This is a genomic window from Leptospiraceae bacterium, from assembly GCA_016708435.1.
Lineage (GTDB): Bacteria > Spirochaetota > Leptospiria > Leptospirales > Leptospiraceae > UBA2033.
The window spans coordinates 220,697-243,409 of record JADJFV010000007.1 but is presented as its reverse complement, the minus strand read 5'-3'; the positions used below and the strand labels follow the sequence as shown (position 1 = coordinate 243,409).

Annotated in this window: 20 protein-coding genes; 14 read left to right on the top strand and 6 right to left on the bottom strand. The window is 36.9% G+C overall.

Annotation, left to right across the window (positions count from 1 at the left end; translation table 11 throughout):
- Positions 1-6 precede the first annotated feature (6 nt).
- Complete coding sequence (locus tag IPH52_12980) at positions 7-258, bottom strand: hypothetical protein (GenBank protein ID MBK7055942.1); 252 nt, start codon at positions 256-258, stop codon at positions 7-9.
- A 59-nt stretch (positions 259-317) separates the two neighbouring features.
- On the bottom strand, positions 318-1,367 hold the full coding sequence (locus IPH52_12975; GenBank protein ID MBK7055941.1) for a hypothetical protein: 1,050 nt from the start codon (positions 1,365-1,367) through the stop codon (positions 318-320).
- A 314-nt stretch (positions 1,368-1,681) separates the two neighbouring features.
- Here IPH52_12975 and IPH52_12970 point away from each other — a divergent pair, with 314 nt between their 5' ends.
- On the top strand, positions 1,682-4,354 hold the full coding sequence (locus IPH52_12970) for a DNA translocase FtsK 4TM domain-containing protein (protein MBK7055940.1): 2,673 nt from the start codon (positions 1,682-1,684) through the stop codon (positions 4,352-4,354).
- Between the two features lies 1 nt (position 4,355).
- On the opposite strand, the gene IPH52_12965 is transcribed toward IPH52_12970, so the two are convergent.
- The gene (locus IPH52_12965) at positions 4,356-5,045 is read right to left on the bottom strand and encodes a hypothetical protein (GenBank protein ID MBK7055939.1); all 690 of its coding nucleotides are present in this window, start codon (positions 5,043-5,045) and stop codon (positions 4,356-4,358) included.
- 154 nt (positions 5,046-5,199) lie between these two features.
- Between IPH52_12965 and IPH52_12960 the strand changes: the two genes are divergently transcribed.
- The 12 genes from IPH52_12960 (at position 5,200) to IPH52_12905 (ending at position 18,087) form a co-directional block, all read left to right on the top strand.
- Positions 5,200-6,936 carry a patatin-like phospholipase family protein gene (locus IPH52_12960; protein ID MBK7055938.1) on the top strand — a complete coding sequence of 579 codons (1,737 nt, stop codon included), beginning with the start codon at positions 5,200-5,202 and terminating at the stop codon, positions 6,934-6,936.
- Positions 6,937-7,122: 186 nt separating this feature from the next.
- Positions 7,123-7,914 carry an outer membrane lipoprotein carrier protein LolA gene (locus IPH52_12955; protein ID MBK7055937.1) on the top strand — a complete coding sequence of 264 codons (792 nt, stop codon included), beginning with the start codon at positions 7,123-7,125 and terminating at the stop codon, positions 7,912-7,914.
- Positions 7,915-7,929: 15 nt separating this feature from the next.
- Entirely contained in the window at positions 7,930-9,066 is a 1,137-nt protein-coding gene (locus IPH52_12950; protein MBK7055936.1) for a DUF4115 domain-containing protein, read from the top strand.
- Between the two features lie 2 nt (positions 9,067-9,068).
- Entirely contained in the window at positions 9,069-10,412 is a 1,344-nt protein-coding gene (locus IPH52_12945) for a MiaB/RimO family radical SAM methylthiotransferase (protein MBK7055935.1), read from the top strand.
- Between the two features lie 2 nt (positions 10,413-10,414).
- Positions 10,415-11,146 (top strand): CDP-diacylglycerol--glycerol-3-phosphate 3-phosphatidyltransferase, encoded by a 732-nt coding sequence (gene pgsA / locus IPH52_12940; protein MBK7055934.1) that lies wholly within the window; start codon positions 10,415-10,417, stop codon positions 11,144-11,146.
- On the top strand, positions 11,143-12,147 hold the full coding sequence (gene trpD / locus IPH52_12935) for an anthranilate phosphoribosyltransferase (protein MBK7055933.1): 1,005 nt from the start codon (positions 11,143-11,145) through the stop codon (positions 12,145-12,147). Before pgsA ends, trpD begins: the two co-directional genes overlap by 4 nt.
- A gap of 89 nt (positions 12,148-12,236) precedes the next feature.
- Positions 12,237-12,542 (top strand): preprotein translocase subunit YajC, encoded by a 306-nt coding sequence (gene yajC, locus IPH52_12930; protein ID MBK7055932.1) that lies wholly within the window; start codon positions 12,237-12,239, stop codon positions 12,540-12,542.
- Between the two features lie 34 nt (positions 12,543-12,576).
- Positions 12,577-13,284 carry a hypothetical protein gene (locus tag IPH52_12925; GenBank protein MBK7055931.1) on the top strand — a complete coding sequence of 236 codons (708 nt, stop codon included), beginning with the start codon at positions 12,577-12,579 and terminating at the stop codon, positions 13,282-13,284.
- Between the two features lie 22 nt (positions 13,285-13,306).
- Positions 13,307-15,238 (top strand): protein translocase subunit SecD, encoded by a 1,932-nt coding sequence (gene secD, locus IPH52_12920; protein MBK7055930.1) that lies wholly within the window; start codon positions 13,307-13,309, stop codon positions 15,236-15,238.
- A complete protein-coding gene (gene secF / locus IPH52_12915; GenBank protein ID MBK7055929.1) occupies positions 15,231-16,184 on the top strand; it encodes a protein translocase subunit SecF in 954 nt (317 codons plus the stop codon). Before secD ends, secF begins: the two co-directional genes overlap by 8 nt.
- Before the next feature lie 44 nt (positions 16,185-16,228).
- Positions 16,229-17,485 carry a bifunctional diaminohydroxyphosphoribosylaminopyrimidine deaminase/5-amino-6-(5-phosphoribosylamino)uracil reductase gene (locus tag IPH52_12910; protein MBK7055928.1) on the top strand — a complete coding sequence of 419 codons (1,257 nt, stop codon included), beginning with the start codon at positions 16,229-16,231 and terminating at the stop codon, positions 17,483-17,485.
- A gap of 2 nt (positions 17,486-17,487) precedes the next feature.
- Entirely contained in the window at positions 17,488-18,087 is a 600-nt protein-coding gene (locus IPH52_12905; protein MBK7055927.1) for a riboflavin synthase, read from the top strand.
- A gap of 44 nt (positions 18,088-18,131) precedes the next feature.
- Here IPH52_12905 and IPH52_12900 read toward each other — a convergent pair whose 3' ends face one another.
- A complete protein-coding gene (locus IPH52_12900) occupies positions 18,132-18,506 on the bottom strand; it encodes an STAS domain-containing protein (GenBank protein MBK7055926.1) in 375 nt (124 codons plus the stop codon).
- Between the two features lie 130 nt (positions 18,507-18,636).
- On the opposite strand from IPH52_12900, the gene IPH52_12895 reads away from it, so the two are divergent.
- Positions 18,637-19,836, top strand: coding sequence for a bifunctional 3,4-dihydroxy-2-butanone-4-phosphate synthase/GTP cyclohydrolase II (locus tag IPH52_12895; GenBank protein ID MBK7055925.1), 1,200 nt, complete (start codon positions 18,637-18,639; stop codon positions 19,834-19,836).
- A gap of 76 nt (positions 19,837-19,912) precedes the next feature.
- On the opposite strand, the gene IPH52_12890 is transcribed toward IPH52_12895, so the two are convergent.
- Both IPH52_12890 and IPH52_12885 read right to left on the bottom strand, forming a co-directional pair.
- The gene (locus IPH52_12890; protein ID MBK7055924.1) at positions 19,913-20,185 is read right to left on the bottom strand and encodes a hypothetical protein; all 273 of its coding nucleotides are present in this window, start codon (positions 20,183-20,185) and stop codon (positions 19,913-19,915) included.
- 87 nt (positions 20,186-20,272) lie between these two features.
- Positions 20,273-22,516 (bottom strand): alpha-hydroxy-acid oxidizing protein, encoded by a 2,244-nt coding sequence (locus IPH52_12885; GenBank protein MBK7055923.1) that lies wholly within the window; start codon positions 22,514-22,516, stop codon positions 20,273-20,275.
- Positions 22,517-22,713: the final 197 nt, after the last annotated feature.

Here is a 22,713-nt window from a genome sequence, read left to right as displayed (position 1 = left end):
TTTTACTTATTTTTTCGGTGGTGGTGGTGGACCTCCTTTTTTATCGCCACCTCCTTGTGCTGGTTTTTTATCTCCGCCACCTTGGGCTGGCTTCTTGTCGCCACCACCTTGTGGAGGTTTTGCACTTTGCGGATTTTCCTTATTTGTAGCGGCTCTTTCTTCTTTGTATTTACCTATAAAATATTTAATAAAAAAATTGAGAATAAAATATCCTACAATTAAGACATACCACATCGGATCTATTTTTACATTTTCCATTGTTATTCCTTGTTCCTGTTATTTTTGAAAATGGCTTAAGATTATAAATCCATCTGTGTTCATCTGTGGTAATCTGCGGTAATCTTTAAAATCTTCTCTCGAATAACAAACATTTTCTGTTCTAATGACAAATCATTTCTTCCACCGAGTTCTTCGTCATGAAAATAATAGACTAACCTAGCATAGAGATTTTTTTTTGAAGTAGGTGCATCAATTGTTAATGAGATATTATCCTCATCGGGGCTAATGCCTGTATTGCGGATGAGTGTGCGATTCCAGAATGTATTTCCGCCAATGTTTCCAATGCCGTAAGTCCGTGCCCATTTCTTGCGATAGTGCATATGCTTGTAATTAGGGTCCGTTGCGATTTCCAATTGAATCGAATGAAACAAATCTCCTGTAGGAAGAATATGAGCGCGGTTCTTATTCAGTTTCAGGCTAATATGAAGTAGCCCTTTTTCCGAAAATTCATAGTCTATTTCGGAAAAATCTTTTCTTAGTCTTTCCGGGTTATGATTTCCTAGAAGCTTATGTCCATCGTAATGACAATCCTGACAGGTGCGAGTAATTCCTGAGCTTTTCCATTCTGTAAATGTATTTTGCATCGGCTCAGTCGAATAATGAATCTTATCCTTTTGAAAACGGGGAAAATTGAACTGATGACAGTTTTCGCAAAATTCAGAGGAGGAAAGATATTCGAACTGGATGACTTCATGGTATTCATCTTTGAAATTCTTAGAGCCCAATACTTTTCCATTTCGAACATGACAGGCTACGCAATTAATTCCTTCGGCTAATAAGGATTTATCTGAATTATCTTTGTCTAGAAATTCTCTTTTCTGTTCTGAAAGGGGAGCGTGGCAATTGACACACCACTCCTGTGGTTCAATTCTAAACGCATTTTGGAATAGGGGATCTATCCATGCTTTGCCATGCATTCCATCTTTCCATTGGGAATGTGTTTCGCTATGGCATTTTTTACATTCCTCTGCAGATAAACTACGTTTGCCTTCCCAGCCTGTTGTGATGGAAGAAACGCCTTTAGGAAATAGGGGTAGTGCTGTTTTATTACAAGAAACTAGAAATAGTAGAATTAGAAGAATAGGCATTGAAGTTTAGAAAACTTATTAATCTAAAGCTGGTGAAATGGATTGGTTACTGATAATTAGCATTTAATTCATTTTTTTAATCTTAATTTCCTTGTCAAAAAAATAAAACTCAAAGAACACCAAGAGAGCATCCACTTTGTGTGCTTTGTGAAAACCATAGTGTCTATATGTTGCAAACAGCACTTCCAAAGCATTAGCGAGAGATACTTTAATCTATTCGTGTGCATTCCTGGTAATCTTCCATCGTTGGCTCGATTTATTGGGAAAAAACTGTCTCAATTTTCTCAGGTTGCCGATATTAAAGGAGTAAAACTATGTCTGGCATCAAACCACCATCAACTTCTAAGAAAAAAATGGATTTAAGTCCAAAGACGAGGGCGTTTAGTCCTTATGGATTTTTGTTTTTTAGTATATTTTGCTTTTTTTCGCTACTTTCATTTCAAGATGTAGATGTGGCTCAGTCTGCAAATCTATTTGGAAGACTCGGACATTATTTTGGCTACATCGCTTTTTATTTATTTGGGCGCGCTGCCTATATGTTAGGTGTATTAAGTTTTATTTTTGGACTATTGAGTTTTCAAAAGAAAGAGCCAGATATGGGTAATTTGCTATTATCCGTTCCAATTATACTTTTAGCATTTTCCATTTTTTGTAGTATATTTGAAACAAATATCGCAAGTCTCAAAGACGGCGGTGGTTACGTTGGTCTTAAATTTTCAACTGCGATGGAATATGTTTTCGGGCAGTCGGGAAGAATTATTTTGAATGTAGTCATATTTCTTTACGGAGCCTTGATTATTTTTAAAGAGTCTCCCAGAGAGTTAAACAAAGAGTATGTGCTCAAGAAGTGGAATGAGTTTCTAGTAAAATACCCAATCAAAGAAAAGCTAGATTCTTATGTTAGTTTAGTTCGCAAAAAAGAAGAAGAGGAAGTAGAAGAAGAACTCTCGGGACAAATTCCCTGGTTTGAAGTAAGAAGAAGAGAGCAGGGATTGGACGAAGAAATGGAAGCTCCTATCAGTGAATTGGAAGAAGAGATTACCAATGAAGAGCCTTCCATTCGAGAGATAAAAAATTCTCCTACAATAAGACCTTCTAAGCCTGAAATCATTGAAAAATTTGAATACAAGTCTGTAATTACAACGCAAAAGCCAAGAGTTCCACAACCAATTTATAAAGAAGAAATCAAAGTGGATCCGGTTCCAAAGTTTAGATCGACTCCAACGCAAATCATAAGTAAAATTACTCAGTCAAATCCTTTAGAAGAGGAGATAACAGCGAATAACCTGCAAGCATTTATTTCAACAAGTGCAGAGCGTAGAGTTGTTGATCCAAATGATTTTCAAGATGAGGTAATGGATGCCGAGCCGATTACTGCTATCGTTTCTAATTCAGATGAGCTTGATTCCTTACCGGGACTCATGTCTGACGAAGAAGAAGTGTTAGCCGATGATTTGCAGGATATAAGTATACAAACCGAAGAAGTAGATCTCTTTGGTAATAAAGTTGAATCTCCTAACTCTAAACCAAAACCAATTCGTAAACAATCCACCGTTCCCGATATTGTTCCAAAACGAAATACGGAATATTATTTATCGCATAGAATTCTATCAAAGAAAGCCGAGAAAAAATCAGATCCTCTTTTTAAACTAGAAGCAGAAAAGCTTGGTCTTCATATTCAAGAAATTATCAAGCAATATGGATATGATTCAAAGGTCGTCTCCTATCAGCGCGGACCAATCATTACCCGCTATGAATTAACTCCACCGCAGGGTGTTAAGCTAGGGCGCATAACGTCTCTTACCGACGAATTAAAATTAAACTTAGCTGTTAAGAGTATTCGTATGGTTGCTCCAATTCCAGGTAAGTCTACCATCGGTATTGAAGTTCCGAATAAACATAGAGACGATGTGTTTCTCGGCGATATGCTTAAGGAATACAGCGCGTTAAACGCTACTCGTGATTTAAACATCGTTATAGGTAAAGATAGTATAACGGGAGACAGCGTATCTATTGATTTAAATAAGCTTCCTCATTTGCTAGTCGCAGGAACGACTGGTTCTGGAAAATCTGTTTCCATGAACTCAATGATTTGTTCTCTTATTTTTACGAAGTCACCAGAAGATGTTCGCTTTGTTATGATTGATCCCAAGATGGTAGAGTTAGCGTTATATGAGGATATACCGCATCTACTCATGCCGGTGATTACAGATCCGCGTAAGGCAACGAAAGCACTTTCCTGGGCTGTGCAAGAAATGGAAGTTCGATACAATTTAGTTTCTGAATTGAAATGTAGAGATTTAAAAACATATAACGAAAAAGTTGCCAATTCATTGAAGTTTTCTAAAGGGCGTTATCATCATATGCCTTATATTGTGATTTTTATAGATGAGCTTTCTGACTTAATGATGGTATCCGGAAAAGAATTGGAAGACTACATAACACGTATTAGCCAGAAGTCTAGAGCAGTGGGAATTCACCTTGTAATGGCAACGCAACGTCCATCGGTAGATGTTATCACGGGGCTAATCAAGGCTAACTGCCCGGCGCGTATGGCATTTCACGTAGCACAAAAGACTGACTCGAAAATTATTTTAGATTACAGTGGAGCAGATGCACTTCTTGGTAAGGGGGACTTCTTGTATAAGTCCCCGACTTCTCCTGATCTACAAAGAATCCAGGCGCCTTATGTTTCGGAAGATGAAATTGAACAAATCGTAATTGAGTCTCGTAAATATGCTGATCCTGATTTTGTTGATATCAACTTAGATGAAGAATCTTTCCAGGAAGAATCATCAGAAGAAGATGAAGCTTCCTTCGATGAAGCCTGGATGATTGTTAAAACAGATCGAAAGGCTAGTGCTAGTTATCTGCAACGACGACTTCGAATTGGTTATAATAAAGCAGCCCGTCTTATGGAACTGATGGAAGAGAGGGGATATGTTGGTCCTCAGATTGGCTCTAAACCTAGAGAGATTTTGAGATAATCTAAAAACTCCCTCTTTCTAATTCTAATTTATACTTTTGTCTTTCGCTTAAATATTTGGAAGTGAAGGGAATTTCAATGCGAGTGCGGGTAATACCGTTTTTACATCCGATACGAAAATCACCTGTCGGAATTCCTGCTTCTTTTAACATGAGGATACTCACGACTAGCCCAAGACCTTCTCCTTCTGAGGTATCTGAATTATCTTGATGAAATTCTACTATGCTCATGTATTTTTGCCCGAGAGCAAGCTTTGCGCGGATTCGGTTTTCTTCTTCTTTGTAAAGTTGACTGTTATTTAATAATTCAATCTTAACTCCGTCGAAGGAATGAAAAAAGTTAATCGTAATATCAAGTCCCTGTTTCTTAGCTAATTGACAATAGACAGGTAAATTATTGTTATTCACTTGTTTTTTGAATAGTTTAGTGCCGCTTCGATAATCGAACTCATCATAGATCGGCATTCCTTTTTCTTGGAAGAAAGCTTTTTTTGCATTTGCTTTCACTGCATTCATGGTGGATTCAAAGAGAGCAGTGTAGATAGCCGTGAAAAGTCCTTCTCGATTGTAAAAGGTTAAAATTTCGAGAACAGTCGAATAAATAAGCTTTTGAGTAATATCATCAAGAGAGTGCAATGTGATTGTAATCTGTATACCCTCAAGGAGGTTTTTCTTTAATGTTTCTGAATTCACTAGGGATTAAATAATATATAGAAATAAACAATCAATTAAAAAAAGTTAAGGAAAGAAAAAATGTTCCTAATAGGTTTCGGTTTTAAGAAAAGATTATCAAGTAAATTTATTATTTACTTGATAATCAAATAAATACAGGGTAAAATCTATCATCATGAAAAAAAATATTTTAGATTATAGGGTTCGATTTCTGAAAAGACTGAAACTGTTTCAGGGTGTAAGGCTTAGCACTTTGCAAAAAATAGCGACTGGCTTAGTTGAGAAGAAAGTTCATAATAAGGATATAATATATTTAACCGGAGAAATTTCAGACAGTCTATTCATCATTCGATACGGCGAAGTATTAGTCCGAGTGAATAACACTAAGTCTATTTACTTGGGACCGGAAGAAGTTTTGGGGGAAGTTAGCGTGATTACAAGAATGCAGCATTCAAGCACTGCATCAGCATCTATGGATTGTCTTTTATATGAAATTAATGGAAAACTTTTCTTAGAACTCGCAGAAAATGATATTGCTTTGTCTAAAAATTTAATCTCCTTTGTCTCCGAACGATTTAGGGATAATCTCATTATACCTAAGCGAGCCCTTATGCCGAGAAGACTCATCGCTCATGTGCAAATGGGAATTGGAAATGGATTTCAAGAAGAGGTAAAAAAATTTGCTTATGCCTGTGAAGAAATGATTCCGGGGAAAACAAAGATTATCTCCACAGAGGAATTCAAAAATTTAACCCAAGAGAAAAGATTAATCAAACTCAGTGATTTGCGTTCTAAAGCCCCGGTCTTACATGTTCAATTTAATCATGCAGATCAAATTAAATCATTTGAGAATATTATGATTCAAGCGGATTACATTATTTTCTACGAGAAGAGTATCGAATCTGGATGGTCTGAAAAAACAAATACATTCGAATACTTACAGAATTCTCTGCGTAATTATGAAGGAAGAGTGATTCGCTTTCTTCAAGAAAAAACGAACTCATTTCGAGGAGAGCATAAAAAGGAAAGAGTATTTACGAATAGAGAATTCATGGCTCGCTCTATCATGGGACGAACTCGCGGTTTGACGTTAGGCGGAGGAGGGGCGAGGGCTTTGGCACATGTAGGTCTTTTAAAAGTCCTCGAACGAAATAAAATCCAAGTCGATTTTATTTCGGGCTCTTCTATGGGTGCTGTCATTGGCGCTCTTCATTCTCGCGGTGAGTCAGCGGCTAATATCGAATCTTTCGTTCGAAAATACTTTGGTGGATTGGATACTCCTTTTGATCCAACGATTCCTTTGATTTCTTTTTACAAAGGTCGAAAGATGAAAGCAATGCTAAAAGAAATTTTTGCTGATGAACGAATTGAAGATGCAAAGATTCCATTTGTTACATCCGCGATTGATCTTCATGCAGGCGAAGAATATGTATTTGATAAAGGTCCTTTTTGGGAAGCTCTTCTTTGCACGATGAGTCTACCCGGTGTTTTCCCCCCGGTCTTTATGGGCGAGAGACTTTTAACTGATGGAGGAGTTTTGAACAATGTTCCTGATGATTTGATTCGAAAAAAAGGTGCTGATAAAATTTTGAGTGTCAATGTCTCTCCATTGAAGGACAAAAGTCTTTACTTATTGCTAGACGATAGAGCGAGTTCGGGAAAATCTTTTTTTCGAAGTTTGTGGGAATACATTAAGTATCCGCCCATTCTAAAAATCATGGGTCGTGCTAGTATGCTTGAGGGAAGAGAAATCACAAAAGCGAAAGTATCTCGTATGGATTTGTTTTTGCACTTCCACCTCGAAGATTTTAACCTATTTGACTTTAGCCTCTTTCAGGAAATTATAGATAAGGGCGAATCCGAAGCTGAGAAGAATTTTCCTGAAATTAAGAAACTTTTTCTTCCTGAGTGAATGATTGAAAAAAAGAATACCACGGATAAACAAAGATGGGCATTTTCTTGAATCAGGAGCCTTCTGTTTTAGCTTTCGATGTCCATCAGCGGTAATCTTTAACCCTTCAAAAATTCCTAATTGCCAATAGATTTGTCTTAACAATTTACTTAGCTTTTAAAGTATTGTTTTATTGATAGGTAAACTATGTTTTTAGCGATTCGGAATTCCCCTTTGAAACACTTGACTTTAACAATTCAGCCGATTTTACCGAGAAAGACTCTTTCTTGGCGCAAGATTTTCCTTTTTTGCGTTATCTTTGCTTTTTTTTCTAGCAACTCTCTTTTATCGCAGGCTCATAATTGGAATTCACCTTCGGAAGTCGTTAAGAATGTGAAGAAGAAATTTGCCGAGATGAAATCTTACACAGCTGATTTTAAAATTCAGACTGTGAATAACAAAAAGACTAGTAGCATGAAAGGCAAGGCGACTTATAAGGCGCCTGGCAAAATTCGCTATGAATTTGCAGAGCCTGATGGGGATTTGATTGTTTCCGATGGAAAGACTCTCTGGATTTATATTAAAAAAATCAACGCTGTTGGCAAACAGGACTTAGAAATCAATAAGCAAAATACCTCAGGCGAGCCAATCTTTCAGTCTGCTTCCCCTGCTGGTCTTAATCGACTTTTTAGAAAGTATCATTATAAATTTGATACGATTTCGCAGCCTAGAAATGCGAATAATGACGGTAAGTCGTATTTTGTTTTATCTCTTGAACAACGCGAGAAGATTGGCGGATTCGAGAATATGCTGCTTTATATAGATGCAGAAACATATTTAGTAAAAAAATCCATTGCAACAGATTCTCGTGGGAAACAAACCACAATCGAGTTTGTAAACATGGTTCTAGATCCAGAAGTGGAAGACGGAACTTTTAATTATCATATCAGCGGAAATTCTAAAATTGTAAACAATCCTTTAGTAAGCGATAATCAATAAAATATCTGATTGGAGATGCAAGTGAGCACTAATAAAAGAGTAGGACAAATTCTAAGAGAAGTAAGAGAAGAAAAAAATCTTTCTGTTAAAGATGTTTCTCGAGATACAAATATTGCAATTAAATTTGTAATTGCACTGGAAAATGAAGACTATGCGCAGTTTCCGGCAGAAACATTTACGATTGGATTTTTGAAAAATTATTCCGATTATTTAAAATTGGACACAGCGGGAATGTTAAATCTGTATAGAGGCGAGCAATTAGTAGAGTCTCAACAACCACTAGAAGAATTAACCAAGCCAACCGTAAAAATGATTGCACTTGAGTTAAAGACTAATAAGCTTTTACCGCTAGGAATTATTTTAGGGGTATGCCTTGCCGTATTTCTTGTAATTTTTTTTTCGGAAAGGGATAATAGCGATTCGTCCTCTACGACTACAGAATCTACTACAACCGAAACAAAAGAGACTACGAATCCGACTAGTCATTCTACGATTCCAGAAATCTCTTTTATTTCTCAATCGGTTCCAGAAAATTCTAGCGTTCCCTTTACCCTTACCCCAGAGCAAGGCTTTACATTCAGTGTAAACAATCAACAGTGTAAAATCTTTATAAAAGGGGTTAAGAAAGTAGACGGAGAAAATTTTGCTACCATTGGATTTAATATTTTCCCTGAAAAGAAAGTTTACACTTTTGATTCTAAAGTAGGAACCGAATCAGTTTTAAGTTATAACAACCCGGAGCTAACGTCTCTTCGTCGCGAAATCAAAATTGTTACGCAAGCGGTTACTGACAGTTCTGCGAAGATACTTGTTCGTCTGAGTGGAGAAGCAAAACCGGATAGCAATAACAAACCAATAGGCGATGTCCCGATTCAAGTTACACTTTATTTTATTCGCTCTAGTTATGTAGAATTCATTATCGATGGACAGACCGGCGAACGCGGATTAGTCTCTTCTGGAGAAACAAAACAACTCGAAGCACGTGATAGACTTGAAATCAAAGTAGGGGATGGTGGTGCTGTAGATATGATTCAAAATGGCAAAGAAAAAGTAAAACTAGGGCGCCCGGGAAGACTTGCTAAAAAGATTTTCTTAAAAGCTCCGAGTCCTTATGACAATACGCAATTCATTATTAGAGAGCTCGGAGAATAAGCTTGAAGTCTAGCTTAAAGGAAAAAAAAGAATCAGTTACAAAATCTTTTTACATCACTACATTAGGATGTCCTAAGAACACAGCAGATTCTTTGCACATGGAAAAGTCTCTCTTAGAAGAGGGGCTAAAACCTTCGAAAACTCCTGAAGAGAGCGATTTTCACTTAATCAATACCTGCACATTTATTCAATCTGCAACAGAAGAAACAATCGATACAATCCTAACTGCTGGAAAAATAAAACGTCAAGCAGATCAGAAGCTAGTCGTTGTTGGTTGCTTCGCAGAACGTTATCCGAAAGAGATCAGGGGCGATATGCCGGAAGTCGATTTAGTTTTCGGAACCGGTAGATACAGTCAGGCGGGAAAAATTATAAAAGAGCAATTTCCTCAGGACTTTGTGAACTTTGCCGATGTAAATGTCTCTTTACTGGATCGCGACAACTTTATTTCTTCTTTTAATTCTCCAAAGCCTTATGCATTTATCAAAGTATCTGATGGTTGTAATCGGGGTTGTCATTTTTGTATAATACCAAAACTACGCGGTGAGTTTAGAGACCAGCCAGAAGACAAAATCTACGAAGACAGTTTACTCGCTGTTAAGCGTGGCTCCAAAGAAATTTGCATTGTATCTCAGGACACAGTCTTTTATGGAAGAGATACGGACAAATTAAAAGATTTATTAAATAGAATTACCGAAATTGATGGCTTAGAGATATTGCGGTTACTCTATCTTTACCCCGATAAAAAAACAGAAAAGCTCATAGATCTTTTTGCTACAAATGCAAAGATTGCACCCTATTTAGAATCACCTATTCAACATGTTTCCGAAAGAGTATTAAAGTCTATGAATCGCACTGGCTCTTATTCTTTCTTTAGAGATTTATTTGGTAAAGCTCGTCAGGTAAAAGATTTGGAAATTAGAACCTCCCTTATCATGGGCTATCCGGGAGAAACCGCTGCTGATGTAGATGAAGTATTGCGATTCATCGAAGAAGTGAAACCAGAAAAGCTTGCACTCTTTGCTTTTTCTCCGCAGGAGGGAACCAAAGCAGGTGAGTTAAAAATGGATGTAAATAAAAAAGAAGCAGCTCGCAGAGTGAACTTAGTTCGAAATGCACATCTAAAAGTTCTAAAAGACATTCATCTTTCTAGAATTGGAAAAGTATATCCCGCGATTGTTGATAGCATTGAAAATGGAATTGCAGAAGTGAGACGATTCCAAGATGCTCCTGAAATAGACGAGACAGTTTACGTTCCGACTACAAGTTTGCAAGTAGGACAAATTGGAAGAGTGAAGATTAATTCTTTTTCTGAATATGATATGGACGGAACCTGGGAATCTTAATTATGTTTAAGGCTAATTTTAATTTACCGAATGCATTGACTGTTCTTCGAGTTTTACTTGTGCCTTTCTTTATTTATTTTTTATTTCAAGACGATTTTTTTTTTAGACTGTATGCACTTATTATTTTTGTGCTCGCTTCTTTTACTGATTTGATTGATGGATATCTGGCTCGCAAGTGGAAGCAGGAAACTGAGTTTGGAAAATTTCTTGATCCTCTAGCGGACAAGATACTCGTTGTTAGCTCCTTTCTTACTTTTATTTTACTCGATGAGCAAATTGAACTATGGATGGTTTTACTCATTATCTTTCGAGATATGTTGATTACTTCTCTTCGATGGCTTGCGATTCGGTCAGGCACTTCTCTTCATACTACTATGATGGGAAAAATAAAGACAGCTTTCCAAATGGGGGCAATCTTTGTTATCCTCGTGTTGTTTATGGCTGTATCTACCAAACAACGAAATGCAATCAATGAGATGTATGAGCAGGGGCAACTCGTTGGTAAATCCGGCTATCAAATTGCTTACGAGAATTATTCAACGTTTATGAAAACGCCACAAGAGTTTACCATGCATAATTTTAATTGGTTAGATTCCGCCGCTACTTTCTTGCCGTATTATGTGATGTTGATTACAACTTTCGTAACCGTATTATCCGGTGTTCGCTATATATTTACAAATTATGAACTTTTAAATCCATTCACTATTTTAAAACTAATCAGGAGAAAAAATTGAATCTCAACTCGTTACTCCAAAAATCTGTTGCTGGAAAATCTCTTACGGAAGAGGAAGCTTATTTTTTTATGATTTCAATTATGAAAGGGGAGGTAAGTGATATATTACTTTCTTCTTTCTTGACTTCTATTCGAATGAGAGTAGAGAGTGCAGATGAATTAGTTGGATTTGTTCGCGCAATGAGAGAGTCCTGTGTTAAAGCAAATGGAAAATTTGACTTTGATTATTTGGATACCTGTGGGACAGGCGGCGATGAGAAGCGATCTATCAACATATCAACATTATCCGCTCTTACTCTTGGATCTATGGGAATTAAAATTGCGAAGCACGGCAATCGTTCGGTATCCTCACTTTGTGGATCGAGTGATTTACTTTCTGCACTGGAATACAATGTTACTGTGACTCATGCTGAGGCAGAAAAAAGACTACTTGAGAAAGGGTTTACATTTCTATTTGCTCCCCATTGGCATCCTTCTATGAAATTTGCTGTAGAGACTCGTAAACAATTGGGTTTTAGAACTGTGTTCAATATTTTAGGACCGATGAGTAATCCTTTTAGTCCGCCATTTCAAATTCTTGGAGTGTATGCGCCTGATCTATTACCAAAGGTAATGCATGTGTTGACTCGATTGGGAACGCAAGCGGCTATTGTCTGTAATTCGCTAGATGGATTTGACGAATTTTCCATTTTTGCGGATACTAAGTATTTGCTGTATATGAATGGAGAAGTTTCGGAGCATTTATTTAGTTCCGATGCGCTTAGGCTAGAAAACCTAAGAGATGATGAAATATTTTGCCACACAAAAGAAGAGACAGTGAGTCTTTCTAAAAGAATTCTTTCTGGAGAAATAATTACGGGTAGTCATGCGGTGGCTTTAAATGCCGGCGCAGGTCTTTTCTTGATGGGAAAAGCAGGGAATATTAAAGAAGGCTATCAAAACGCCCTCGCTCATTTGAAAACGGGAAAAGTATTAGAATACTTTCAGAATTTAAAAAATTAATGACTGACATTTAGGAAAAATGAAAGTGGTTATACCTGAGAGTATCTTTGAAATTTTAAAAGGAATTTAGTATGTATTTAATAGCAACAATGCAAGTTTTTTTATTTTTAGCGCAAGAAGGTGCAGATACAAAATCTTCTTTATCTGCCCTGATTTTGTTTCCGATAATGTTAGTGATCATGTATTTCCTTGTGATCCAACCACAAAGAAAGGAAGAGAAAAACAAAAAAGCAATGATAGCGGCATTAGTAAAAGGCGATTCTGTAATTACCACGAGTGGAATTCACGGGAAAGTAGTAGAGTTTAAAGACAACAACGAATCTGTAGTTTTGAATGTAGCGAAAGATACGAACATTACATTTAGCGCAAGCACCATCTTAAAGAAAAAACCTTAATATGAGAATTCCTCTTCCAAAATTAAAATCGAATATGCCTAAAAAAGAAAGGCAAAATCTATTTCTAATCAGAAAAACCATTCGATTTGCTTTTATCTTTTTTGTAAGTTTAGCCATCACCTTTAATAATTATGCACAGGATGATGACTCAGATTTTTTAGATAAAGTATTGGAAGAGAAGACGAAAAAATCGGACAATAAAAAACTAGCCAATCAAACACAAACAACTGCGCCCGGTCTAAAAGATAAAAAAAAGAAAGGCGCTAAGAATGGAAAGAAGTCCGCTAAAACTAGCGCTAAGATTGATCCAAATAAGCGATCCACTAGACCTTCTACTCCTATTACTAACCCAGCAGAAGCGGCTAATCCGAGTAATCCAGCAACACAACAACTAAATAATAATAAATTAAATCTAGAATATTGGATGCATGAAGAGCTGACGATGAACTCGGAAAATATTCCAGGACTGCAACCACAATCAGCGCAAAACAATCCTAATCCGTCAAATACACTAACGACGAACACGACGGAAAAACCAATCGAGAAAAAAAATCCAGAGAAATCGATTGAGAAAGAAAAAGAAATTAAACCAAATGCATTTATCGCTTTCTTAAACGAATACAAAAAAATCATCTTTATATTTGCCGCTATTATAATTTTTGCAATCTACCGCCTCAGGTATGTAGGTCCGCGAGATTATAATAATTCTGGTAGAATATTTAGCAAATTCAGAAACAAATAAATAACAAACGTAGGAGTTAGAATTGAAATCTTCATCCTGGGTACTACTACCCATAACAATTTTACTGTTGTCTCTCGTGATTTTATTTCCCAATTTTGCGGTGAGAGAATTAGAGTTACACATTAGCCCCTCTGTAGCAGGAATGACTGACGCAGAGAAAAAAAATCTATTAGATAGATTCCAAGAAAAATGGAAATCGGAATACAATACGCAAAATACTTTGAAAGTAGAACCGGATCCCGCGCTTGGAATACCGAAAGAGAATTTCTTTCTGGTTACCGGTCGCTTTATAACATCAGCAAAGATCAATCAGATTTCACAGGAAAATATCAATTTGTTCCTAGAGTCTAAGAACAATTTACGTCCGACTGCAATTGAGAAATTTCTCAAGAATGGTAAGGCAATGACGATTAAATTGGGATTGGATTTACAGGGTGGTATGCGCGTTGTCATGAAAGGGGATTTTGAAAACTATGTTTCTAAGTTAAGAGACATCTACTCCAAAGAAATTTCTGATCTTAAAGCAACAATAGCCGCAACAGACAAATCAAAAGAAGAAAAGGACAAAGCTACCGCCCGTCTAAAAGATATCGAAGATAGTTTTGTTTTGACTGAGTCTAGAAAGATTATCGAATTGGAAAAAGCGAAGCTAATCATAGATAATCGCTTAACCAACCAAAACCTCACAGAGCCTCAAGTTCGTATTCAAAAAGACCAAGACTCTATTGAAGTTTCTCTGCCTGGAGTAGCAAACTCTTCTCAGATATTAGAAATTTTACAAAACACTGAGACTGTTGAGTATAGATTGGAAGAACCACAAGGACAGGGAAATTTTTCACAGCTTATTGAAAAATCAGAACAAGAATTAATGTCTCAAAATAAAAGAGAAGAAACCGAGATTGTTCAATTTCAAAAGATTGTTGCAAGTCGTCCTGGTAAAAAAGTAAGAGATGAATTTCTTTTCAAAATGGAAGAGAAGTATAAAATTCCAAGAGACAAATATAAATTATATGCTTACTATGCAAGAGGGAATAAGCCTAATTCGCCGCTTCTACCTAGAAGATTTATCGTTCTTGAGAAAGCAATTGCACTTTCTGGAAATGATTTAACAGACGCAAGACCTTCTTTTAATTCAAATAATTATGGGTGGACAGTTTCTTTTTCTCTTACTCCAGCAGGAACAGAGAAATTCTTAGAAGTCACAAAGAATAATAAAGGAAGAAGTCTTTCTATCATTTGGGGGGATCAAGTTATTTCCAATCCGACAATCAACGAACCGATTGCAGGTGGACATGCCGAAATTTCTGGAAGCTTTAACCAGGAAGATGCGATTCAATTATCAAACATCATCAGTGAAGGTGCTCTTCCTATTCCACTTTCTGTTTTGGAAATGCGATTTATTGGACCAACACTTGGTATCGAATCCATTGAAGTCGGTTTGAAATCAGTTATGTGGGGGTTTATGCTTGTAATCCTCTATATGTTGTTCTACTATAAATTGGCTGGTTTTGTAGCGAATATTTCTCTGGTTACAAATTTGGTTATCCTCATGGGTCTTCTTTCGCTTATGGATTTTACACTCACTCTACCGGGTTTTGCTGGTATTATTTTGACTGTGGGTATGGCGGTTGACGCGAACGTAATCATTTACGAAAGAATTAAAGAGGAGCTAATTGCAGGCAAGCCTCTACCGGTGGCTGTTACGCAAGGTTTTGAGAATGCTTTCTGGACCATCTTTGATAGTAATATTACCACACTAATTTCGGGGATACTTATGATTCGCCTTGGAAATGGACCTATCAAAGGATTCGCTATTACTCTTTGTTGGGGGATTATTACATCTATGTTCACATCTTTACTACTGAGTAGAGTCTTACTCAATATTCTCGTGAACGATATTGGAGTTAAGAAGCTAAGACTTGGTTTTAGAAAATACGAGGTAAAAAATGTTTAATTTTAATTTTTCAAAATACAAATACCTTGCGATTGGACTCTCTATCGCTTGTATCATTGCAGGGTTCATTTATACATTCGCTGTTCACAAAGGATTTGCTCACTCTCTTGATTTTAATGGGGGATTACGAGCAGTAGTCGTTTTAGATAAAGCATTAGGTAGAAATGACATCGAGAAATTCTTCAAAGAAAAAGAAATTGAAGCAATAGTAATTCAGTTGGATAAGGAAAAGAACCATTATCAAATTGATATAGGTCTTGGAGCAGTTCCTAAGATTGAAGAGTATAATAACGTCAATAAGCCAAAGAGCACTGAGCCCAATGCAGTTGCCAAATCACGAGTGACTATTGATGAATTAATTTTCATGCTGACTCATGGATTTAAAGTTTCTGATGAAAGCATTTTGAGTGCCGATCAAGTGGGAGCAGTGGTTGGAGGAGAGCTTACCTCTACAGGTATTACTCTGCTTTTTTCTACACTTGCGATCATGACTGTTTATTTGAGTTTTCGCTTTCAATTTAAGTTTGCACTTGCGGCTTCGATTGCTTTAATTCATGATTTGCTCTTTTCACTTGCAGTCATTGGCGTTTTTCAGATTAAGCCAAGCGTTCCAATCATTGCAGCACTACTTACCTTGTTTGGATATTCTATCAATGATACGATTGTGATCTTCGATAGAATCCGGGAGAATTCACATTCCAAAGTGAAAGTATCAACAGGAGAGATGATCAATATGTCTATCAATCAAACACTTGGTAGAACGATTAACACATCGTTTACCACGCTGATTTCTATTGTTGCGCTTATCATTGGTGGGGCAGTGGAGCTTTATGATTTTGCTTTTGTTTTGACTTTTGGAATTATCATAGGAACCTATTCCTCAATCTTTATCGCATCTCCTGTCATTGAAATTTATAATTTAGTTTTTAAGAAGGATACGATTTAAATTCTTAGTAGGGGTTGAATATATTCAACCCCTACGCTTGCCCCATGCAATACCCTTCAACTTTCCCTCTCATTCTTAAAATACTAAAACAACTTTCATTTCAGGCGATGGGATATTCTTCCCCGAACCCGCCTGTCGCCTGCGTAATAACTGACCTAGAAGGAAATATTTTAAGTGAAGGACATACGCAACGGACGGGAAGAAACCATGCAGAGAGAGAGGCATATCAAAATTTTGCGCAGAATTATAAGAATGCTAAGAAAATTCCTCATTTAGTTTTTGTAACGCTCGAACCATGCACTCATTTTGGAAAAACGCCTCCTTGCTTAGACTTGATTTTAGAGTATAAACCAGTTTGCGTATACTTCGGATTAGCCGATCCCAACCCGCTTGTTAGAAAGAGAGATGTAACCCAAGAATACGAAAAGGCTGGAGTCAAAGTCATAGAGAGTCCAGAAATTGCAAAAATCGGTAATGCTTTTCTTTCTGGATTTATTTCTCGAATCAAACGTGAGAGACCTCAGATTATGATAAAATCTGCTTTATCTAAGGAAGGTTATTATGCCGATTTATCAAGATCAAAGATTTCTCTTTCTAATCCTTTTTCTAATCAAATCACACAAATGCTCCGTGCTAAATTGGATGCAGTGATCGTAGGTCCCGTAACGGTATATGTGGATTATCCGGGATTAGACTTTAGAGGATTTGATCTTAGTATATTAGAAAAATTGGATTTACGAAAATCAGAAGACGATCAGTCTAACGGAGAATTATTCCCTGAAGTTTTATTTAAAAGCATTTCTAGTCGAACTTCTTTGGATTGGCATAATCGAAATGACCAAGCATACCAACCCTATCGAATTTTTGTGATTAGCCTCAAGCGACTTCCTGACAAAAGTTTTTTCCAGAAGCAAAAATTGCTTTGCGAAAAATATGGAAACAAGAAAGCAATTTTTTTTATGCTGGACTTTGAAAAAGAGAATATTTCACACCAAAAGGCATACGCAAAGATGGTTGAGGTTTCTTCCGAATTGCCTGTCCTAGTGCAAGATAGAAATGAACTTCCTGAAAAATTATTTAGTATGTTTTCGCAACTCAGTCTAAATACAATTTTAGTTGAAGGTGGAAATATGCTTTACAAAATTTTTGCAAATGAATTATACGAAGATGATTTAATTTATTTAATACATACAGGTGCTTCGATCCGAGAAGGAATTTCGCCTGACATTGATATTACAAATCGAAAAAAGAAATATGAAAAAAAAATTGATACAGATATTTGGGAAGTATACGGAGAGTAGAAATGTTCACAGGGTTAATTGAATCAACAGGGATTGTACACGAAAAAACAATGACTAATGACGGAATGATCTTTCAGGTAAAGGCAACATTTGAAAACAATGATTTGAAATTAGGAGATTCGATTTCAATTAACGGAGCCTGTCAGACTGTAACAGAATTGAATGCGGATAAGTCGCTCTTCAAATATTATTCTTCTTATAAAACTCTTGAGCTAACAAATTTTAGAAATCTAGTCATTGGAAGTCGAGTGAACTTGGAGAGATCAGTTGCTTATGGAGCTAGAATGGGTGGTCATTTAGTGCAGGGACATGTCGATGGTGTTGGAATCGTTTCTAAGCGTTATGCGAAAGATAACGGCGCTGTTGAAGTGTTCGAAATCCAAGTCCCAGAAGAATTATGTAAATATATAGTGGAAAGAGGAAGTATTGCAGTGGATGGAATTTCCCTTACGGTTGTGTCTATTCAGGGGCAGATTCTTGAACTTGTATTAATTCCAGAAACAATTCAGAAAACGAACGCAAGTGAATGGTCTAGCGGCAAAATTGTAAATATTGAAACAGATATTATCGCTAGCTATGTAGAAAAAATGCTTCGAAAGTAATTTTTTAGCGGGCATTATTGATTACCCGCTAGTTACATTTTAATTTATTTTTTGCCCAGTAATTCATCAATATCAGAATCGTCTTTGTCTTCAAATTTATTTTTGAATTCATCGTTTGTCATGATTTGGAAAAATAAATCCAACTTTGCTAATTTGAACACATTGAGAATCATAGGCTTAAGACCAACGAGGATAAGCACGCCTTTCTGATTTTTGATACTGTTAAGGGACTTTATCAAACATCCAATTCCTGATGAGTCGATATAATCCAATTTATTCATATCAATAGCAAGAGTTCCAGGCTTTGATTCCAATTGTTTGTTGTAAAGGGTCTCAAATTCCTCTGTATTTTCTATGTCAAATTTGCCATATATTTCTATAACTTTGACATTACCTATATTATTTAACTTTAGCTCCATTCCTGTATATCCTTTCAGTAAATCAGCCTTAAAAAACTAACCTATTTGACTAAGCATATTTATTACAGATAGAAAATCAATAGGTTTTTTTTATAGTTCAAAACTCTTTGCTTTAAGGCATGGTTAAAGTATGATACAACCAATTGAGAAGGCAATCGAAGAAATCAAATCAGGGAAAATGATAATCCTCGTGGATTCAGAAGATCGGGAGAATGAAGGGGATTTAGTTATTGCAGCAGAATTTGCAGACAAAGACGCTATTAACTTTATGGCTACGCACGGAAGAGGACTCATCTGTATTCCAATGACCGAGGACAGGCTTGCAAAGCTGGAACTATCTAGGATGGTTTCTTCAGGCGGAGACCATCATGGCACTGCTTTTACGGTATCCGTTGATGCCAAAAAGGATGTTACGACTGGAATTTCTGCCGGCGATAGAGCGAGGACAATTGCAACACTCATCGATGAAAGAACAAGGCCAGATGACCTCATGCGTCCAGGGCATTTATTTCCTTTGCAAGCAGTGAAGGGAGGAGTTTTACGGAGAGCAGGCCATACGGAAGCATCTGTCGATCTTTGTCTTCTCGCAAATTTAAAGCCAGCCGGTGTGATTTGCGAAATCATGAATGAAGACGGAAGTATGGCGAGAATGAAGGATTTAGGAAAGTTCGCAAAGACGCACGGTTTAAGTATTTATACAATCGAAGATTTAATTCGGTATCGTCGGACGAAAGACAAATTGATTCATTTGGAAGCAGAGGCTAGACTTCCTACAGAGTATGGAGAATTTTTAATAAAAGCTTACACAACCGAAATTGATGATAAGACACATGTGGCTCTTGTGAAAGGAATAATTGATAAAACGGATGATGTTTTAGTTCGTGTTCATTCGGAATGTTTGACTGGCGACATATTCATGAGTAACCGCTGTGATTGTGGACCTCAACTTCATGCTGCACTGAAACAAATCGAAAAAGAAGGAAAAGGGATTTTGGTTTACATGCGTCAAGAGGGAAGGGGAATTGGACTTGTAAATAAGCTCAAGGCGTATGCGATTCAAGATACAGGTCTAGATACAGTTGAAGCAAATGAAAAGCTTGGTTTTGCTCCTGATTTGCGTGATTATGGGATTGGTGCTCAGATACTTCGGGATATAGGTGTTGAGAAAATGCGGATTATGACGAATAACCCGAGAAAGCTTGTTGGTCTCGAAGGCTATGGACTAGAAATTACAGGAAGGGTTCCGTTGGAAATTGAATCTGTAGAGGAAAATCATCATTATCTGCTTACAAAAAAAAATAAGCTCGGTCATATATTAGGGATTCATTAAAAAAATGAAGCCCAACCCACCGACAGATACAATGATTCTTGTATCCGAACAGTGGGCTATTGTTTCGCTATAATGATTAAGCTTTTTGTTCTGGAACTAAATTTTTGATTTGAGTTTTTGCTTCTTCGAATTTTGCTTTTGCATCATTCAATACTTTCTCAACTTCTTTGAAAGCTTCGTCTGTATATTTTCTGACGTTCATAGCTGTTTCACTGTTATCAGCAGCACCTTTATCAGCTAATTTTTTAAAGTCTGTATCTAGACCAGCAATCAGTTTTTCTGTTTCGGATTTAACTGTTGTAGCAGCCCCGATTACAAAATTTAATGCGTCTTTTATCTCTTTTTCCATGGAAATTTTACCTCATTCCGAAATTTTATTCCATTCAGTTTAAGCTTACGCTTTTAGTCAAGATAAAATTGAGACTCCCTTTATTAATTATTTTTTTAGAAGCATAGACTTCACAATATTCTCTAGAGTATCTGCCCCTGTTATATTCATCGTATTTTTTAATTCAGCATTGTATTGGTTAAGTAAATATTTTACTCCGGCAGAATCTCCGCCGACAGCCGCAATCGCTATTGGTCTTCCAACTAACACTGCGTTTGCTCCTAGAGCCAACATTTTAAAAATATCCATACCACTTCTAATTCCACCATCCACTAAAACAGGAATTTTATTTTTAACTGCGTTTGCTATGCTTTCCAATACTCTCGCAGTGCCAGGCATATCGTCTAACACCCGTCCTCCGTGATTGGATACTACGATGGCATCGGCTCCTGCATCGATTGCAAGAATTGCATCTTCAGGAGTCATGATTCCTTTTATGATAAAAGGAAGTTTTGTAAAACTACGAATGCGAGAAAGTTCCTTTAGACCACGACTCGGAGCTTGTTGGTTTTTTAAAATCATAGTTTTAAAATTAAATGCGTCAATGTCCATACCGAGCGAAAAGATATTTTGTCTTTCAGCTTCTTCAAATCGTTCCTGCAATAATTTTTCATCAGCTCGCGGTTTACAGATGAGTATCCCATGACCATCTACTTTTTTAATCGCATCGAGCATCATTATATATTTATCTGGAGTTGCACCGTCTCCCAGCCAGGCAATACTTCCCGATTCGAGACAGCCTTTTAGAACAGCCAGAGAATACTGGTATTCTTCCATCGCATTATTCATATTAGTCGTAGCACCGGTCATGGGAGCCGCCATCATAGGTGTTTGAAATTGTTTCCCGAATAAAGACCAATTGGTATTTGGATTCACGCTTTCTCTAATGTAACGGGGAAGGATTTTATATTCTCCGAGTGCGATTGAGTTGTCTTTAAATGTTTCCATTTTACCAACTCCACCCATTCCAGGAACGCCGGATGCACAGTCTGTCCCATCACATACTTTACAAACCCAGCAGATATCTTTACCAAATTTATTTCTAGCTGTCTGATTAATGCTTTTTTCTGTTAGCGAATAATAGCTGTCAGTCTCAAAATGTATTACTTGCTTAGCATCTTCAAAAATTTTTTCTGCCTTCTCCAAAGTTTCCGCTGTGATAATAATATGCCCTGACTTTTCAATATTATTTGTTGGGTCAGTAATTATATCTCCTACTTTGGATTGGAGGAAAATTTCATTTACCCCATCGATTTCCTTTGCTTCTTCGATTCCTGAAATGGATACGATTTTTCCTGGTGCGGCAATTAGAGATCTTTCTATACAGACTAGATTTAATTTTGGCTCTAGATCATCGGGCTCTTCTCCGAATGCAATTAAAATTGCCCCACGATAAAGATTGACTCCTGTAGAAAGAGGGTAGGTATAGGCAGACATAAATCCACCGGAAAGTCTTGCTGCAATTTCTCCAACCTTCACACCATTCGGAGTAACTTTTATATCTCCCTTTCCTGCTCCGAGGGTAATACCGAGTGCCCGCATGCCACGTTTCATCACATCTTCTATTTCATCTAATACTTCTTTGGAAAACTTAGAAGGCATATTGTGCCCGACTTCAATGAAAAAAGGTTCTCTCTCTATGATTCTATCTGCAATTCCTGTCATGCGAACATTTCCATTCCAGGTAAGTGCATCGACTGATACTTCAGGTCCTGGCATAAACTCTTCTAGGATTACTTCCCCGGTTGGAGAATATTTTTTTGCATGTTTAAATGCTGCGTGTAATTCTTCGCGGTTGTTTACTTTGATTACTCCGCGAGCTCCCATATTGTCAGAAGGTTTTATAACGAGCGGAAACTTAAGAGTATCCAGTGCATCCCTTGCATCTTGAATAGTCCATACAGGTGCAAATTCAGGAATTGGAACGTTATGCTCTTTTAGTCTTTTGCGCATTTTAACTTTGTTTGATGCTGCCTCCGCGTCCACATAACGTATTCCAGGAAGACCCAGTGCATTGGCTACTGCGGCTACTGTCATACTTGCATCTGTTCCCGCTGTGATCACTGCATGGACTGGTTCTTTTTCAGAGAATCGTTTTGCTTCTCTTACCATACCCTCAATGTCTTTTGTGCTCATGATAATTTTTTCATCTGCGATTTTAAATCCAACTGATTCTGGATTCATATCAGCAACTACTACTTTTAATTTCATTGCCTTTGCAGTTTCAATCAGTGGAACTTGTAAAAGTCCACCACCTACGATTAATATTGTTTTGCCTTTAATTTTGCTCATTTGACTCTCTGTAACTACGCCTAAATTTTGCCATGCTTCGACCCTGCTCAGCACAGGCGCCGGCACAGAGGCGCAGAGTATGTATTTTTATTTTTTTTAAAATTAGATTTACTTTCTTCTATTTTTAACCTATGGAAATTTTAAAGAATTTGAAAAGCCTGAGAATCTTAAATCATAAAAATATTAACATTCAGCAA